The organism is uncultured Sulfitobacter sp. (genome assembly GCF_947502895.1).
Classification (GTDB): Bacteria; Pseudomonadota; Alphaproteobacteria; order Rhodobacterales; family Rhodobacteraceae; genus Sulfitobacter.
Genome location: NZ_CANNBM010000001.1, coordinates 1334595 through 1348792, shown reverse-complemented (window position 1 = coordinate 1348792; position 14198 = coordinate 1334595). Strand labels below are relative to the sequence as shown.

12 protein-coding genes are annotated in these 14198 nt (G+C 55.8%); 9 read left to right on the top strand and 3 right to left on the bottom strand.

The annotated features are described in order from the left end of the window. The first annotated feature begins 10 nt into the window (after positions 1-10). The gene (locus Q0903_RS06615) at positions 11-1189 is read left to right on the top strand and encodes an acetyl-CoA C-acyltransferase family protein (RefSeq protein WP_299413934.1); all 1179 of its coding nucleotides are present in this window, start codon (positions 11-13) and stop codon (positions 1187-1189) included. Between the two features lie 70 nt (positions 1190-1259). Here the strand turns inward: Q0903_RS06615 and ubiB are convergent, their stop codons facing one another. Beyond that, positions 1260-2792, bottom strand: coding sequence for a 2-polyprenylphenol 6-hydroxylase (ubiB, locus tag Q0903_RS06610; protein ID WP_299413931.1), 1533 nt, complete (start codon positions 2790-2792; stop codon positions 1260-1262). Further along, positions 2793-3536 carry a bifunctional demethylmenaquinone methyltransferase/2-methoxy-6-polyprenyl-1,4-benzoquinol methylase UbiE gene (ubiE, locus tag Q0903_RS06605; RefSeq protein WP_299026734.1) on the bottom strand — a complete coding sequence of 248 codons (744 nt, stop codon included), beginning with the start codon at positions 3534-3536 and terminating at the stop codon, positions 2793-2795. Positions 3537-3622: 86 nt separating this feature from the next. Between ubiE and Q0903_RS06600 the strand changes: the two genes are divergently transcribed. The 3 genes from Q0903_RS06600 to Q0903_RS06590 all read left to right on the top strand — a co-directional run bounded on the left by Q0903_RS06600 (position 3623) and on the right by Q0903_RS06590 (position 5985). Then, a complete protein-coding gene (locus tag Q0903_RS06600) occupies positions 3623-4294 on the top strand; it encodes a hypothetical protein (protein WP_299413927.1) in 672 nt (223 codons plus the stop codon). Continuing rightward, positions 4294-5145, top strand: a complete 852-nt coding sequence (gene mutM / locus Q0903_RS06595; protein WP_299413924.1) for a bifunctional DNA-formamidopyrimidine glycosylase/DNA-(apurinic or apyrimidinic site) lyase — start codon at positions 4294-4296, stop codon at positions 5143-5145. The genes Q0903_RS06600 and mutM overlap by 1 nt, the downstream gene beginning before the upstream one ends. A gap of 63 nt (positions 5146-5208) precedes the next feature. Next, the gene (locus Q0903_RS06590; protein WP_299026728.1) at positions 5209-5985 is read left to right on the top strand and encodes an enoyl-CoA hydratase; all 777 of its coding nucleotides are present in this window, start codon (positions 5209-5211) and stop codon (positions 5983-5985) included. Between the two features lie 249 nt (positions 5986-6234). Here Q0903_RS06590 and Q0903_RS06585 read toward each other — a convergent pair whose 3' ends face one another. Then, positions 6235-6828 carry an OsmC family protein gene (locus tag Q0903_RS06585; protein WP_299413921.1) on the bottom strand — a complete coding sequence of 198 codons (594 nt, stop codon included), beginning with the start codon at positions 6826-6828 and terminating at the stop codon, positions 6235-6237. 301 nt (positions 6829-7129) lie between these two features. On the opposite strand from Q0903_RS06585, the gene rpsT reads away from it, so the two are divergent. The 5 genes from rpsT to gyrB all read left to right on the top strand — a co-directional run bounded on the left by rpsT (position 7130) and on the right by gyrB (position 14172). Then, positions 7130-7393 carry a 30S ribosomal protein S20 gene (gene rpsT, locus Q0903_RS06580; protein WP_299026722.1) on the top strand — a complete coding sequence of 88 codons (264 nt, stop codon included), beginning with the start codon at positions 7130-7132 and terminating at the stop codon, positions 7391-7393. Positions 7394-7880: 487 nt separating this feature from the next. Further along, entirely contained in the window at positions 7881-9245 is a 1365-nt protein-coding gene (gene dnaA / locus Q0903_RS06575) for a chromosomal replication initiator protein DnaA (RefSeq protein WP_299026719.1), read from the top strand. A 139-nt stretch (positions 9246-9384) separates the two neighbouring features. After that, a complete protein-coding gene (gene dnaN / locus Q0903_RS06570; protein ID WP_299026716.1) occupies positions 9385-10503 on the top strand; it encodes a DNA polymerase III subunit beta in 1119 nt (372 codons plus the stop codon). Positions 10504-10563: 60 nt separating this feature from the next. Beyond that, positions 10564-11661: a DNA replication/repair protein RecF gene (gene recF, locus Q0903_RS06565; RefSeq protein WP_299413916.1), complete on the top strand. Its 1098-nt coding sequence runs from the start codon at positions 10564-10566 to the stop codon at positions 11659-11661. A gap of 96 nt (positions 11662-11757) precedes the next feature. After that, on the top strand, positions 11758-14172 hold the full coding sequence (gene gyrB / locus Q0903_RS06560; protein WP_299026710.1) for a DNA topoisomerase (ATP-hydrolyzing) subunit B: 2415 nt from the start codon (positions 11758-11760) through the stop codon (positions 14170-14172). The last annotated feature ends 26 nt before the right edge of the window (positions 14173-14198 follow it).

Sequence of the window (14198 nt, the reverse complement as noted above, 5' to 3'; positions counted from 1 at the left end):
AGACGGTCACATGAGCGATGATATTGTAATACTGGGTGGTGCGCGCACCGCTATTGGCACATTTGGCGGTGCATTGGCGGGCACGCCTGCTACCACGTTGGGCGCAACTGTGGCGCGCGCTGCTTTGGAGCGTTCAGGCGTGGATGCAGGACAGATTGGCCATGTCGTCTTTGGAAACGTCATCAATACCGAACCGCGAGATATGTATCTGAGCCGAGTGGCTGCGATGGAAGCTGGTGTGCCGGATGTAGTGCCGGCGATGAACGTAAACCGTCTTTGCGGTTCTGGCGTACAGGCGATTGTCTCGGCCGTGCAATCGCTGATGCTGGGCGATGCGGATTATGCGCTAGCAGGCGGTGCCGAAAGCATGAGCCGCGCCCCCTACATCCTGCCCGCCGCGCGGTGGGGACAGAAAATGGGCGATGTTGCCTCACTCGATATGCTGCTGGGGACGCTGAACTGTCCGTTCGGTACGGGACATATGGGGGTCACTGCCGAAAATGTAGCGGGTGAGCATGAAGTGAGCCGTGCAGAGCAAGATGCCTTTGCGTTGCTTTCGCAAGAGCGCGCGGCGGCGGCGATCAAAGCGGGCTATTTCGTAGATCAAATTGTTCCTGTCGAAGTTCGAAAAGGTCGCGACACTGTTGCCTTTGACGTGGACGAGCATCCCAAGGCCACAACATTGGAGAAACTGGCGGGCCTACGGGCGGTATTCCAAAAAGACGGCACCGTCACAGCGGGGAACGCTTCGGGAATAAATGACGGTGCGGCGGCACTTGTGCTGGCGCGCGCCTCGGTTGCGGAAGCGGGTAGGCAGAAGCCTTTGGCGCGGATCATAGGATATGCCCACGCAGGCGTTCGGCCCGAAGTAATGGGTATTGGCCCTATTCCAGCGGTGACGAAACTGTTCGAAAAAACAGGGCTGGTTGCGGGTGACTTTGATGTGATTGAGAGTAACGAGGCTTTCGCATCACAGGCATTAGCGGTGAGTAAGTCGCTAGGCTTTGATCCAGCACGCGTAAACCCCAATGGCGGGGCGATCGCGCTGGGCCACCCTGTTGGTGCAACTGGAGCCATCATCACCGTTAAGGCGCTCTATGAGTTGGAACGTATTCAAGGCAAGCGCGCGCTAATCACCATGTGTATCGGAGGTGGTCAGGGTATCGCCCTTGCTATTGAGCGAATGTAGAATAACAAAGGTCGGGGGCATTGAGCCCCCCGACCTCTGCTTGAGTATTTTTGGCCAGAAAAAATAGAAATCAGGTCAGCGCATCTACAACCAAGATAAGGCCTGTAGCAGCGGCAGCACCGAAAAGGGCGGCAAGAGCAATATAGCGCTTGAATGGCTTTGGGGGCGGTGGGAGTGCGTCGGCCTGCCTGATCAGCGCCGCCTCGACCAGCGCGGGCAAGCGAGGGCCAAAGCGCGAGAGCACACGAGCGGTTTTCGTGAGATCCGTGATGATTGCCTTGGGACCGATTGATTTCGTAATGTAGTCTGTCACGATAGGGGCTGCGACCTGCCAGATGTTCATTTGTGGATTAAGCGAACGCGCAACACCCTCAACGACAACCATCGTGCGCTGAAGCAAGATGAGCTCGGTTCTGGTTTCCATACCAAAGCGTTCGGTCACCTCGAACAGATAGGCCAGCAGACGTGCCATCGAGATGCGGTCGGCATCCATGCCGAAAATCGGCTCCCCCACGGCACGCAGGGCGCGGGCGAATTCATCGACGTCTTTGTCGGCAGGGACATAGCCCGCCTCGAAATGCACTTCGGCGACACGTTTGTAGTCTTTGCGGATGAAGCCGTACAGGATCTCGGCGTAGACGCGGCGGGTGTATTCGTCGATATGACCCATGATGCCGAAATCAAATGCGATGATGTTGCCGTTTGCGGCGACCTTGAGATTGCCCTGATGCATGTCGCCATGAAAGAAACCATCTCGCAAAGCGTGCTGCAGGAAGAGCGCGAGTATCCGCTCGGACATTTCTATGCGGTCGTGACCTGCGGCATCAATGGCGGCGTTATCGCCCATTGGCACACCTTCTGCCCATCCGAGTGTCATGACACGGCGGGCGGAATAATCCCATTTGATTGCGGGCAGCTCGAATCCTGCATCGTCCTTGGTGTTTGCCGCATATTCGGAAGCGGATGAAGATTCGAGACGCAGATCAAGTTCACCACGCACCACGCCATCAAAATGCTCAATCACATCCATGGGGCGCAGGCGGCGGGAGCCGGGCGAGAACAACTCAACCATACGGGCGGCGAGATAGAAAGCATCGACGTCCTTTTGAAAGGCTTTTTCGATGCCCGGCCGCAGGACTTTTACCGCCACATCTTCGCCGGTGGTTTTCAGCTTGGCCTTGTGCACCTGAGCGATGGAGGCGGCGGCGACGGGTTCGCTGAATTCGGAAAAAATGGTGTCGATGGGTTGGCCCAGTTCTTTCTCGACTTCGGCCTTGGCCACATCGACGGGGAAGGCTGGCAATTGGTCTTGCAGGACGCGTAATTGCTTTGCCATCTCATCACCCACAACATCAGGTCGGGTCGAGAGAATTTGACCAAATTTGATATACGCAGGACCCAGCGCCGTGAGCGCGCGCGTGGCCGGCTGAAGTGAAGGATCGCCTTTGTACCCCAAAGGTTTGAACGGGATTGCCAGCGCGCGGGCGACAAGGCGCACGGCCTTGGGTGCTTCAAACGCGTCAAGAACGAAATTCATCGCACCCGTGCGTTCCAGCGTGGCGCCAGTACGGATCAACCGCCAGATGTTGTGCGGACCACGCATTTAGATTTTCCAGCCCGAATGGAGCGCCGCGATGCCCATGGTGAGGTTCCGGTATTTCGCCTGTTCGAACCCTGCTGTGCGAACCATCCCGAGGAAGGTTTCCTGATCGGGGAAATTACGTATCGACTCGACGAGATACTGATAGCTGTCGCGGTCATTGGCGATAACCTGACCCATGCGGGGAATGACGTTGAAGCTATAGAGGTCATAGGCCTTTTGCATGGCGGGATTTGGCAGTTGGCTAAACTCCAGCACCATCAGGCGACCGCCGGGTTTGAGGACGCGGTACGCCTCGTTCAGCGCCTCTTGGGGGCGAGTCACGTTTCGAATGCCAAAGGAGATGGTGTAGACGTCAAAGGTATTATCCTCGAACGGCAGGTCCATCGCATCGCCGACGACCCAGTCGAGGCTGTCCTGCATCGCGGCAGCTTCGGCGCGTTTGCGCCCCTCGATCAGCATCCCTTCGGTCAGGTCACAGACCGTTGCATGGCCGTATCCCGCACGTTTGAGGAATTTGAAAGACACATCGCCCGTACCGCCCGCCACATCCAACAGCTTTTGACCGCCACGCGGGGCGAGCCAATCCATCATCGCTTCTTTCCAAATCCGGTGGATGCCCATGCTCATCACGTCGTTCATCACGTCGTATTTGGTGGCAACGTCGGAAAAGAGTTCGCGGACCTTGCCCGCCTTCTCGTCCTCGCGGATGGTTTGGGAGCCGAAGTGTGTGGTCTTGTCGGTCATGCATTTGGTCCTAATCTTGTCAAATGCGGGATATAGCCTCAGAAGGGCAGATACAAACCGCCAATTGCCGCAGGAGCGATCTGCTTATGGAGACCATTGCCGAGATAGGGATAGCAGCTGGTTCCGTCTATGAGGCCGCGCGCAACGCACCAGAGGTGTTTTTCCCACTTCTTATCGTCGGGCTGATCGTTATCTGGATCAAGTGGTGGACGGTTCGCAAAGGATCGAAAGCAGCACGGAAAGACAATTTCGCGGGTTGGATCAAAGATGGTGAAGAGCAGAACCGTGACCTTCAAACGGTTCTTGTAATGAAGCCTGTGAAGCTCAAGAGGTTGTCTCTGGCATCTCTTGCTTTTTTCGGTGGTGGTGCTGTCTTCTTGTGGCTCACCATTTTGCAACGCCCTGACGCGACCCTGAAAGAGTGGGTTGTATTCGGAATCATGCTCGGATTCAGCATTCTGGCGCTTGGGCTACTTTGGTTTTCGTTTACGCGGATAATGGTCTTTTCCGACCGTGTTGAGCGGACCGCGCTTTTTCGCAAGCGGTTTGTAGGCCTGTTTTCAGAGGTAGAGAGCACAGCACCTATCAGCAAGACTATTGCCGGAGGCGTTTATGTGACGTTTAGGAATGGAAAGCGGTTGCGTGTGATCCCGCGGATGTCGGGCTATCACCAGTTTCTGGAACGCCTTGCCCGGAATGATGCAAAACTACGACTGATGTTGAGCCTGTTCACCAAGCAGGCAAGGGAAAATCTATAATGCCAGAGTTACCCGAAGTCGAAACCGTGCGCCGCGGACTTGCGCCTGTGATGGAGGGAGTCGTTATACGCCGTGCTGATGTGAACCGACCCGATCTGCGCTGGCCCTTTCCCGAACGCATGGCCGAGCGTTTGACAGGTCAAAGGGTCGAACGGCTGCGGCGGCGATCAAAGTACGTGCTGGCTGACCTGAGTTCGGGTGAGACGTTGCTGATCCATCTGGGAATGTCGGGGCGTATGCTGATTTCGGGCGATCCGCTTGGACAATTTGTGCATGAACATCCAGCGGCGGAAAAGCATGACCATGTGGTGTTTCATATGGAAAACGGTGCACGGATTACCTTCAACGACCCGCGCCGCTTTGGCGCTATGGATTTGATGCCGACGAATGGTGGCGAGACGCACAAGCTGCTGGCTGTGCTAGGGCCTGAACCATTGGGCAACGATTTTTACGACTCGATTCTCGTCGAGGCGTTTAAATCGCGTAACACACCGGTCAAATCAGCCCTGCTGGATCAACGGATTGTCGCGGGATTGGGCAATATCTACGTCTGCGAGACGCTTTTTCGGGCGGGGATCAGCCCAAAACGCAAGGCGGGTCGCATTGCCGCACCAAAGGTCGCAGCCATGGTTCCCATCATTCGCCAAGTGCTAGAAGAGGCCATTGAGGCGGGCGGCTCCTCCTTGCGGGATTTCCGCCAAGCCGATGGAGAGCTTGGATATTTTCAGCACTCATTCGACGTTTACGGAAGGGAAGCAGAGCCATGCCGCCGCGATGGCTGCGACGGTACTGTGGCGCGCATCGTGCAGTCAGGGCGTTCCTCGTTCTATTGCCCGACATGTCAAAGATAGCTTGAACCGCATCACGGCCATGTTATGCACTAGCGTCTGAGCAACAGCATAAGGGCCGCGCACATGGCTTATGAAACGATCATTCTGGATGTCGACAACCACGTAGCTTTGGTGACGCTGAACCGTCCTGATGCACTGAACGCGCTGAATGATCAGCTGATGAGCGAGCTCGCAGATTGCCTGACTGCCTGTCAGGAAAACGAAAAAGTGCGCTGCATTGTAATCGCCGGCTCCGAGAAGGCATTCGCCGCAGGAGCGGATATTGCGATGATGAAGGACAAATCCTTTGTCGAGGCGTTTTCAGGCGATTTGTTCACACCCGAGACAGATCAGATTATGCGTGTGCGTAAACCGATCATAGCTGCCGTGTCGGGCTATGCGCTGGGCGGTGGTTGCGAACTGGCAATGATGTGCGACTTTATCATTTGTTCGGAGACGGCGAAGTTCGGCCAGCCCGAGATTAACCTCGGCGTGGTTGCAGGCATCGGCGGCACACAGCGTTTGACGCGCATTGTCGGTAAATCCAAAGCGATGGACATGAACCTGACAGGCCGCTTCATGGACGCAGAAGAGGCGGAGCGTTCCGGTCTGGCGTCACGTGTAGTGCCTGTGAAAAAGCTGATCGAAGAAGCACTTGGCGCGGCGCAAAAGATTTCCGAGAAATCCATGGTGTCCGTCATGGTTGTGAAGGAGGCCGTGAACCGTGCCTACGAGGTACCGCTTCGCGAAGGCCTGCTGTTCGAGCGCCGCATGTTCCATGCATTGTTCGCAACCGAAGATCAGGCAGAGGGCATGGGCGCGTTCCTTGAGAAGCGCGAAGCACAGTTCAGAGACCGGTAAGGTCTGGCGTGACTTCGGGCCACGCTTTGCCTGCACATACCGCAAGATCCTGACACAGAGCAGCGGGGCGATGTGTCACCATTGCTACCGCCCCAAACACTGCACGCCAGATGATCAACCATGATCATCGGCGGGCGTGGAACACCGTCTTTCACGGCATCCAATGTAACTGCGGCGCCAACACACTGCGCCGTGCAGGCGAAATGGCGAAAGACACCCAGCAGTGCATGGGTATTGGCGCCGCGTATATTAGCCTTCGCGCTTGAGCACTTCTTGGCCGTTATAGACCAGCCGCGATTCCCACGAGATTGGATTGCGCAGTGCGTGATGTGCCATGCAGGCGTTTTCGGCCTCGTCCATTAACTCCATGATCCGTTCCTGTGGCTCGTCACTGTCGATCAAAACATGAGTCTCGATACCCATGGTTTCGCCTTCGGTGGTATGACCCAAATCACGCATATTGCTCAGGTTTGTCTGAAACTTCATGCGCTGTTCGATCTTCATCGACTTAATCTTGATTTTCCGCGCGGTGTAGATGTCCGTAAGATGGGTCATCAGACAAAATGCGATACCTGCGGACAAAAACGCCAGCGGCGGTGGCGCGGTATCATCACCAACGGGGGTTTGCTCGTCACAATATAGCTTTACCGGAGAAAAGCCGGGGATGTTGACCTGCACCATGCCGGACTTCTTCTGGCGGTCATGCGCCTCGGCTGTGACATTGATTTCAAACTGCAAGGGTTCGGGCGGACGGCCTTTTTTGAACGGGCTTGGCGTGTACTGCGTAAGCTCAGGCATAGTGTCGGCCAATTCGCCAACATGGAATTCTTTTACATCGCTCATGAATAGTACCTTTTATCTAATGCAATCAGGGTGCCTGATCTGTTTTGCGGCGCCAGAAGACCGTCTGTTCAACCGCTTGAGAACAGTAAACGCCGTGATATCGGCCTGTGCAACGCGACAACGCGCTAACAACGGATGCCAACATCGCGCACCGCACCTTTACAAGACCACCAAAACCCCGCTATAGGCCGCGTCATACATGCGCGTGCAGCCCGCTCTGGCTAGAATCACCTATCGGTGACCTCCCTTACGGGAGCGGTTGTTCGCTTTGACACGACTTGAAATAGATAGGACGATCCTCATGGCAAATACCCCACAGGCGAAAAAACGCGCGCGTCAGAACGAAAAGCGTTTTGCGATTAACAAAGCCCGCCGTTCACGCATCCGCACATTCATCCGCAAGGTCGAAGAAGCAATCGAATCTGGCGTAAAAGACGACGCCGTTGCAGCACTTAAAGCAGCACAGCCAGAGCTGATGCGCGGTGTTACAAAGGGCGTTTATCACAAAAACACAGCCGCGCGTAAAATGTCGCGTCTGGCGGCACGGGTCAAAGCGATCGCCTGATCCAAACAGTCCAAGCAATTTTTTTCACAGGCGTCACCATTGGTGGCGCCTGTGTTGTTTTCAGCGCCCTTTCACAGGCCCGTGAGATTCTTTTTGAGCAAAGACAGAGTCAACAAATAAGTTCTGTTGAACCGTGTCGTGCGCAGTTGGTAGTTAGAGTGAGCGATTCACATCGTGGGGGGACAGACCCGAGTTCGCAGCGCCATTTTGCTAGAGGTGGCACACTGGAACAAAGGTACCTCTGAGGGCCAATACTGGCACCCCAGAAGAGTTGCAGATGCTGCTGCCGGCACATTTGCCTGTCACATAGTCAGAACGGTGACGTTCAATCCAAGTGGCATGAAAACGCCACAGGTTTGTGCGCATCATAGTAACAGTCCGAGAGGCAGGGTCGGTTTCCGTTGGGACCGGTACGACCTGTTTTTGTCTGGAGGTCTGGTCGGGTGATTGTCGCATATGCGGCGCAATTGATGGCGGTAGAGTACGAATGACACGAGACGAATGGGGCAGCGTCAAGCAGCGACTTCTCAAGACAGTGGGACAAAACAACTATACCACGTGGATCGATCCGCTGATGCTGGGGCAGTCGCAAGGCGGCATTGCAACAGTGCAGGTGCCCACAACATTCTTCGGGAACTACGTTAGCCAGAACTTTGCCGATCTTATCTTGCATGAGATGAAGGCAATGGATGCAACCCTGTCCCGTCTGAAGTTCGAGGTTGCTGGCAAACCCGCAAAACCCGCAACGCAGCACACCGACGCCTTAGAGACACAGCGCCCCGTCGCACCCAAACCCGCAAAGACATCCTCTACCTACACCGCCCCGCTTGAAAAGCGTTTCTCCTTTGACACTTTCGTTGTGGGTAAACCGAATGAACTGGCGCATGCTGCAGCCCGCCGTGTCGCCGAGGGTGGGCCTGTTACCTTCAACCCGCTTTTCCTCTATGGCGGTGTCGGTCTTGGCAAAACCCACCTGATGCACGCAATCGCCCAAGAATTGTCGGCCCGCAAACCAGAGCTGAATGTGCTTTATCTGTCGGCAGAACAGTTCATGTACCGCTTTGTGCAGGCTCTGCGCGATCGCAAGATGATGGATTTCAAAGAAATCTTCCGCACTGTTGATGTGCTGATGGTTGATGACGTCCAGTTCATCGCAGGTAAGGACAGCACGCAAGAAGAGTTCTTTCACACTTTCAACGCGCTGGTAGACCAGAACAAACAAATCATTATCTCCGCGGACCGCGCCCCACAGGACATCAAAGACCTTGAAGAGCGGGTGAAGTCGCGATTGCAGTGTGGTCTGGTCGTTGATCTGCATCCCACCGATTACGAGCTGCGTTTGGGCATCTTGCAGACCAAAGTCGACAGCCACCGTGCCTCCTACCCCGAGCTGGAGATGGATGATGGGATCCTCGAATTCCTAGCGCACCGTATCTCGACCAATGTTCGTGTTCTTGAGGGCGCGCTGACGCGGCTGTTCGCTTTTGCCTCACTAGTCGGTCGCAAAATTGATATGGAACTGACACAGGACTGTCTCGCAGATGTACTACGCGCGTCCGAACGCAAAATCACTGTTGAGGAAATCCAGCGCGAGGTGTCCGACCACTATCACATCCGGCTTTCAGATATGATCGGCCCCAAGCGGTTGCGAAGCTATGCCCGCCCCCGTCAGGTGGCCATGTATCTGTGCAAGCAGATGACAAGCCGTTCACTGCCTGAAATCGGCCGTCGTTTTGGCGGGCGCGACCACACCACTGTCATGCACGGCGTTAAACGCATTGAAGAACTTAAAGTCTCGGACGGGCAAATCGCCGAGGACCTCGAGCTGCTGCGCCGTACGTTAGAGGCTTAAGCATCCTAAAAGATGCAGTGTTGCCACAGGGCGGCCCTTCGCAGGGTCGCCTTTTTCGTCTGACGCTGCTTAGGTCTTGTGATTGGGCGCGAAGAGAGTAATTTGACGTCTCGCAAACCTGTGCAGTGGAGATTGGCATATGAAATTCAGCATCGAACGCGCCGCGTTGCTTAAGGCCGTGTCTCAGGCACAATCGGTTGTAGAGCGCCGGAATACAATTCCGATCCTTGCCAACGTGTTGATCGAAGCAGAAGGCAGCGATGTATCGTTCCGCGCCACCGATCTGGATATCGAAGTGGTGGACAAAGCCCCCGCTCAGGTCGAGCGCGCAGGCGCAACGACTGTTGCCGCAACGACGCTACACGAGATTGTGCGCAAACTGCCCGATGGTGCGCTGGTGTCTTTGACCGCAGACAATGCGGCAGGTCGTCTGACAGTCGAGGCGGGACGCTCGAATTTCTCTTTGGCGACATTGCCCAAGGAAGATTTTCCAGTGATGGCGTCCTCTGAGTACGCCTCGAATTTTTCCGCCAATGCCGCCGTCCTGCGCCGGTTGTTCGACAAATCCAAATTTGCGATTTCGACAGAAGAGACACGCTATTACTTGAACGGTGTCTATATGCACATCGCGGAAGCAGATGGCGGCAAGATGCTGCGCTGCGTCGCCACCGATGGTCATCGACTGGCCCGCATTGATGCCGACATGCCAGAGGGCGCGGCCGAGATGCCTGGTGTCATCGTGCCACGCAAAACTGTGGGTGAGCTGCGCAAGCTGCTGGATGACGATGATATGAAAATCGCCGTATCGGTGTCGGAAACCAAGATCCGCTTTGCCACACCACAAATCACTCTGACCTCCAAAGTGATCGACGGGACATTCCCCGATTACACCCGCGTTATTCCGCAGGGCAACACCCGTAAGCTGGAAGTAGACGCCGCCGATTTCGCACGCGCCGTTGACCGCGTGGCGACTGTCAGCTCGGAGCGGTCGCGCGCAGTTAAATTGCAACTGGACGAAGACCGCCTGATCCTGTCCGTCAACGCACCTGACAGTGGTGCCGCCGAGGAAGAGCTGGCCGTAGCATATAGCGACGAGCGCTTGGAAATCGGGTTTAACGCAAAGTACCTGTTGGAAATCGCCTCTCAGGTAGATCGCGAAAACGCGGTTTTCCTTTTTAACTCCTCTGGCGATCCGACATTGATGCGTGAGGGTAACGACACCTCTGCGGTCTATGTCGTTATGCCGATGCGTGTGTAAGAATATCGGAATTTTCGAAAAATTCCGGCCGTTTTATTTGAAAGAAGACGGCTCAATCTGATGGCCAGTCTCTATCTGTCAAACCTGACGCTTTCACATTTCCGGTCACATAAACGTGCCGTGCTGGAAATGGACCCTCGGCCTGTCGCCATTCACGGCGACAATGGTGCTGGCAAAACGAACATTCTGGAAGCCATATCATTGCTGTCCCCCGGTCGTGGGCTCCGGCGGTCAAGCGCCGAGGATATGACCCGTAGACCAGAGGCGCTGGGCTGGAAGATTACTGCACTGCTGCACGGACCGTTGGGCGTCAGTGAAGTAGAGGTGGTTTCGGAGAAAGGGAGTGCGCGGCAGGTTCGGATTGATAGCAAGCCAGCCCCTCAAACCGCTCTTGGGCGTATCGCCCGTGTCCTATGGCTTATCCCGTCAATGGACCGGCTCTGGATAGAAGGGGCAGAAGGGCGCCGACGGTTTCTGGACCGGATGACGCTTAGCTTTCTGCCAGATCACGCGGAAATCTCATTGGCTTATGAAAAGGCAATGCGGGAACGGAACAGGTTGCTCAAAGATATGGTGCGCGAGCCGTCATGGTACGCGGCACTAGAGGCGCGCATGGCTGAAACAGGCGTTGCCATCCACCACAACCGCCAGTACGCGCTGAGCGCTCTTGCCGCGGCGCAGGACGCTGCAGAAACCACCTTTCCTACAGCCAGCCTCACGCTTGAGTGCGATATGCCAGACGATGTCGAGGCGATGCGCGCTGCCCTTTCAGACAACCGGATGCGCGATTTGTCGGCGGGGCGCACCCTTATCGGGCCGCACCGCGCTGATCTGATCGGCACATTTGCGGCCAAAGGCATTGCGGCGCGCGATTGCTCTACAGGCGAGCAGAAAGCGCTTCTGGTCTCGCTGATCCTCGCCAACGCCCGCGCGTTGGCTGCGGACTTTGGCGCACCCCCTCTTTTGCTGCTGGATGAGGTGGCCGCACATCTGGATGCAGGTCGCCGCGCAGCCCTCTATGACGAGATTGTCGCGCTGGGCGCACAAGCGTGGATGACAGGCACCGATGACGGTCTTTTTGATGCAATTGGCGACCGCGCGCAGAAGCTGCTGGTCAGCGAAACGGACGGTATTTCAAACGTGACGGTTCAGGCTTGATTTCACGTTCGGCAAACCACAAAATATTGTGTGTTAAGCGTGACAATCAGTGCTTTGAACGGTATATTTTGGGGATTGAATAACAGGATGACCCCAATGTCCGAGACAGAGCAGACCCCCGAAGAATACGGCGCCAATTCCATCAAGGTTCTCAAGGGCTTGGAAGCGGTTCGCAAGCGTCCGGGTATGTATATTGGTGATACCGACGATGGCTCTGGCCTGCACCACATGGTGTACGAGGTCGTCGATAACGGTATCGACGAGGCACTTGCTGGTCATGCGGACCATGTTGCAGTGACAATCCACGACGACAGCTCGGTTTCGGTGTCAGATAACGGGCGCGGCGTACCCGTGGGCATTCACGAAGAAGAGGGCGTATCCGCAGCCGAGGTCATCATGACCCAGCTACACGCGGGCGGCAAATTCGACAGCAATTCCTACAAAGTATCAGGCGGCTTGCACGGTGTTGGCGTATCTGTCGTAAACGCACTGAGCGATTGGCTGGAGCTGCGCGTCTGGCGCGACGGGTTCGAGCATGTTGCGCGTTTTGAAGGTGGCTTTACCACCAAGCATCTGGAGACACTGGGCGCGACTGATCGTACCGGAACCGAAGTGCGTTTCCTTGCTTCGACCGAGACATTCTCGAACCTTGAATACTCTTTTGAAACGCTGGAAAAACGCCTGCGCGAACTGGCCTTCCTGAACTCTGGCGTCAAGATCATCTTGCGCGACGAGCGGCCCACAGAGGCGCTTGAGACCATCCTTTACTATGATGGTGGCGTGAAAGAGTTCGTAAAATACCTCGACCGCAACAAATCCTCGATCCTGCCCGAGCCGATCTTTATCACCGGCGAAAAGGACGATATCGGCGTTGAAGTGGCGATGTGGTGGAACGACAGCTATCACGAGAATGTCCTGCCCTTTACAAACAACATCCCGCAGCGGGATGGCGGCACGCATATGGCAGGATTTCGCGGTGCGCTGACAAGAACGATCAACAACTATGCCCAGTCGAGCGGGATCGCGAAGAAAGAGAAGGTTACCTTCACGGGTGATGATGCCCGCGAAGGGCTGACCTGCGTGTTGAGTGTCAAAGTGCCTGATCCAAAGTTCAGCTCTCAGACCAAAGACAAGCTTGTCTCTTCGGAGGTGCGTCCGGCGGTTGAAGGCTTGGTAAATGAAAAGCTGGCGGAATGGTTTGAAGAGAACCCACAGATCGCCAAGATCGTGGTGAGCAAGATCATAGAGGCTGCCCATGCCCGCGAAGCCGCGCGCAAAGCCCGTGATCTGACGCGGCGCAAGACGGCGATGGATGTGAACTTTCTCGCAGGTAAGCTCAAAGACTGCTCCGAGAAAGATCCTTCCAAGACCGAAGTGTTTTTGGTGGAGGGTGATTCCGCTGGGGGCTCTGCCCAAACCGGACGTGACCGTCAAACACAGGCGATCCTGCCTCTAAAAGGCAAGATTCTGAACGTGGAGCGCGCACGGTTCGACAGGATGTTGGGCAGCCAAGAGATCGGCAACCTTGTGATGGCACTGGGCACCGGCATTGGGCGGGATGAGTTTAACATCGATAAGCTACGCTATCATAAGATTGTCATCATGACAGACGCGGACGTAGACGGGGCACACATCCGTACCCTGCTGCTCACGTTCTTCTACCGTCAAATGCCGCAGCTGATCGAGAACGGGCATCTCTACATTGCGCAACCACCGCTCTACAAAGTGTCGCGTGGCAAATCCGAGGTCTATTTGAAAGATCAGGCCGCGATGGAGGAATACCTGATCCAGCAAGGCATCGACGGTGCGATGTTACGCCAAGGCAATGGTGAAGAGATCACAGGACAGGATTTGGCCCGTGTAGTCGAATACGCCCGCCAGATGCGCCGCGTGCTGGAGGCCTTCCCCACCCACTATCCCCGTCACATCCTTGAACAAGCCGCCATTGCAGGTGCCTTTGTACCCGGCGCAGTAGACAGTGACCTGCAAGGTGTCGCTGACAAGGTTGCCAAACGTCTGGATCTGATTGCGCTGGAATACGAGCGTGGTTGGCAGGGCCGCATCACTCAGGATCACGGCATCAAACTGGCCCGCATCCTGCGCGGCGTTGAAGAGGTCCGCACATTGGACGGCAAAATGCTGCGCGGTGGTGAAGCGCGCAAGTCTGGCACCTTCACCGAACATCTGCAGGACGTCTATAACCTGCCCGCAACGTTGGTGCGCAAGGACCGCTCACAACTAATCAACGGTCCGATGGACCTGTTGAACGCGGTTTTAACTGAAGGTGAAAAAGGCCTTTCCTTGCAGCGCTATAAAGGTCTGGGCGAGATGAACCCGGATCAGTTGTGGGAAACCACACTAGATCCTGATGCGCGCACCCTGTTGCAGGTCAAGGTTGAGGACATGGCCGAAGCTGATGACCTGTTCACCAAGCTGATGGGCGACGTCGTCGAGCCGCGCCGTGAGTTCATCCAGCAAAACGCGCTGAACGTCGAAAACCTCGATTTCTGAGAATAAGGGCCATCCCGTATGCGGGT